The sequence below is a fragment of the Algivirga pacifica genome (assembly GCF_039543525.1).
Classification (GTDB): Bacteria; Bacteroidota; Bacteroidia; order Cytophagales; family Flammeovirgaceae; genus Algivirga; species Algivirga pacifica.
Window position 1 is genome coordinate 1 of sequence record NZ_BAABJX010000040.1, and the last position, 2,442, is coordinate 2,442.

Below are 2,442 nucleotides of genomic sequence, written 5' to 3' on the forward strand. Positions count from 1 at the left end.
GTTTGTGACTGCATGTTTGCAGTGGATGACTCTTTTTGCAGTAAATGTCAGATATTCTAATGAGGAATGAAAAATTAAAAATGAGGGATAGTATTCTTCATTACTCATTCTTAATTCTTCATTACAAAGATATTGATGGTGATGATAGCGTAAGTGAACACCTCTTCCCATTCCGAACAGAGCAGTTAAGCCTTACAGCGCCGATGGTACTGGGATAACACCCGGGAGAGTAGGTCATTGCCACTCCTTATAAATTTAAAGCCTTATTCAGCACGAGATGTTGGATAAGGTTTTTTTGTGTTTAAGAGGGGATATATTCATAAGTTTTGAGGATACCGTACTTCTTTTATGAATCCATTGCCCTATTCATCAATGGTCTTAACTGAAATTATTGAGATAAAATAATTCCCTTGCTAAAATTGATTTAGCAAGGGAGGAGGTTAGTCTGATTTAATTGTTATTGAAAGACAATATATAGTCTTTATTAAGGGTATAGAAATACTCTCCTTGATTATTTTATTGAGAGGTAAGGTGTAGCTATTAATTATATATTAATGCCTCCAAATCACCGTACCCTGCACCCCTTGCCCTACCATATCAGTAAAAAATGACTCATTCCAAAGTAAATCAGAGTAGATCTCGTTGCCAATAATACCTCTTACCTGAAACTCCAGTTGCTTGTATTCTTTACTCCAGGCGACCAGAGAATTGAAACCTCCATAATTCAGGTTGTAACGATTTGCTAAATCCCATTGATAAATGAATGTAGTTTTAAACTCCCCAAGCTTTCCGGCAGAATACGTTAGGTCCAACGCTGTTAGATGGTTTGTTGTGCCTATTATGGCATCGTTGCTCAAGATATGTTCTGCTATCATTTTTATACCCTCTTCACCGAAAGGTAGTGTGTAGGAAGAGCCAATGGTGGCTTTGATTTTGGTAAGGAGCTGATCAGAATTTTGGTCAGGAGATACGAATGAAATCCCTGGTTCCTGATGGATCATACCATCTATCCACCAGCTTAGAGGAGCATCATACTTCAAATCAATTCCCAGGTAATTCACATAAAAAGGCTATCTCTGATAGTTTTTTGCATGCCGGTGACGCAGGTAGCTTGCTCTCACGTCAAAATTACCCAAAGGATAGGTCACACGTCCCCCATATCCTCTCGGGTAATCATAGCGATCCAAAATATCCAGTTCATTATTAATTACCCAAAGCTGTATATATCCATCATTTCCAAATTGGTAGGTGCCCAGGGTAGCGAATATGCCGGGATTAAATGCTACTGGACCCAAGGGATGAAACAGATCCATCCAATTTAGGGTTCTCAATAGCTTGGTATTTCCCCAGCGGATCTCCTGGTAGCCCACTTTGAGAGACAGTCGATCATACGTATAGGCGAACCACCCCCGGTAAGGTAAAGGAATTAACTCCCCTTCTCCATCAAAAAGTCCTCCCAAAAGCGCTACAGAAGCAAATGCTTCCAGCTGTTGTTTTTCAGAAATATTCCATTGATAATCTATTTCAGGGATATACAAACCCAGCAACTGACACTCATAACTTATATTGTCACTATTTGGTATAGGGTTTTTATCATACTGACGTGCCATCCCGGTAATCGCCAGCATTCCATCAAAATTAAACTGATGCTTTTTGAGCGTATCCTGTGCCGAGGATAAAGAGGTTTCTGCTGCCACCAGCGTCCTATTGCTGGATCATACATCCGAAACTCATAGGCGTAGTTTCCTTCTAGCTCTTCCTCTTTTTCCTTTCCGTTAAACTGATAGGCGTATTTTTTAGCAAGTTGGGTAGCTTTTAATATAATAGGTAATAATAGCTGACCATCGCTTAATTTTTGCTTATTACATGGCGTTTCTAAATGATATCTAACCTTATAGACAGAGAGGGACAAGAGTAATATGAAAGCCTATAGTATAATTATTTAAAGAGTAAGTTGAGTAAATAAATGTACTATAGTACAACTTAAAAAAATTAACATTCGTTGAAGTGTCATTGACTGAGTAGGTTATGTAATTCTGTGATTATTTCTGTAAATAATTGAACTATTCCATTTGCATAATCCAAAAAATACCTACACTTTTGCATCCCCTTCAAACGGAAGGCCACAACAATTCAGGTCATGGGATACGCTCTTTGGAGTAATTTGTTGTCCACAAAATTCTCGGATTTTACTCCTGAAAAGTTTTTGAAAATTTGTTTTGGAAGTTAGTTAAAAGTTTTCTTACCTTTGCATCCGCTTTCGGAAGGAAAGTAAGAAAAAGAAGTTTTGGGAAGGTGTTGAAATTGCGCTTCTCGCTATCGAGAGTGTAGGTTTTCAAGAAATCTCGCTGAAAAAAAAAACTTCAAAATTAATTTGGGTTGTAATTGAAAGTTTTCTTACCTTTGCATCCGTTTCTGAAACGAAGGAGTTAGAAAATATAA

Annotated in this window: 2 protein-coding genes and 1 rRNA gene; 1 reads left to right on the forward strand and 2 read right to left on the reverse strand. The window is 37.8% G+C overall.

The genetic code is table 11. The features are described 5' to 3' along the window. Positions 1 to 134: 134 nt before the first annotated feature. A 5S ribosomal RNA gene (gene rrf / locus ABD985_RS13650) occupies positions 135 to 246 on the forward strand. Between the two features lie 305 nt (positions 247 to 551). Here the strand turns inward: rrf and ABD985_RS13655 are convergent. Both ABD985_RS13655 and ABD985_RS13660 read right to left on the reverse strand, forming a co-directional pair. After that, entirely contained in the window at positions 552 to 1,061 is a 510-nt protein-coding gene (locus ABD985_RS13655) for a hypothetical protein (protein WP_345372614.1), read from the reverse strand. Between the two features lie 9 nt (positions 1,062 to 1,070). Continuing rightward, positions 1,071 to 1,697 (reverse strand): hypothetical protein, encoded by a 627-nt coding sequence (locus ABD985_RS13660; RefSeq protein WP_345372616.1) that lies wholly within the window; start codon positions 1,695 to 1,697, stop codon positions 1,071 to 1,073. Positions 1,698 to 2,442 lie beyond the last annotated feature (745 nt).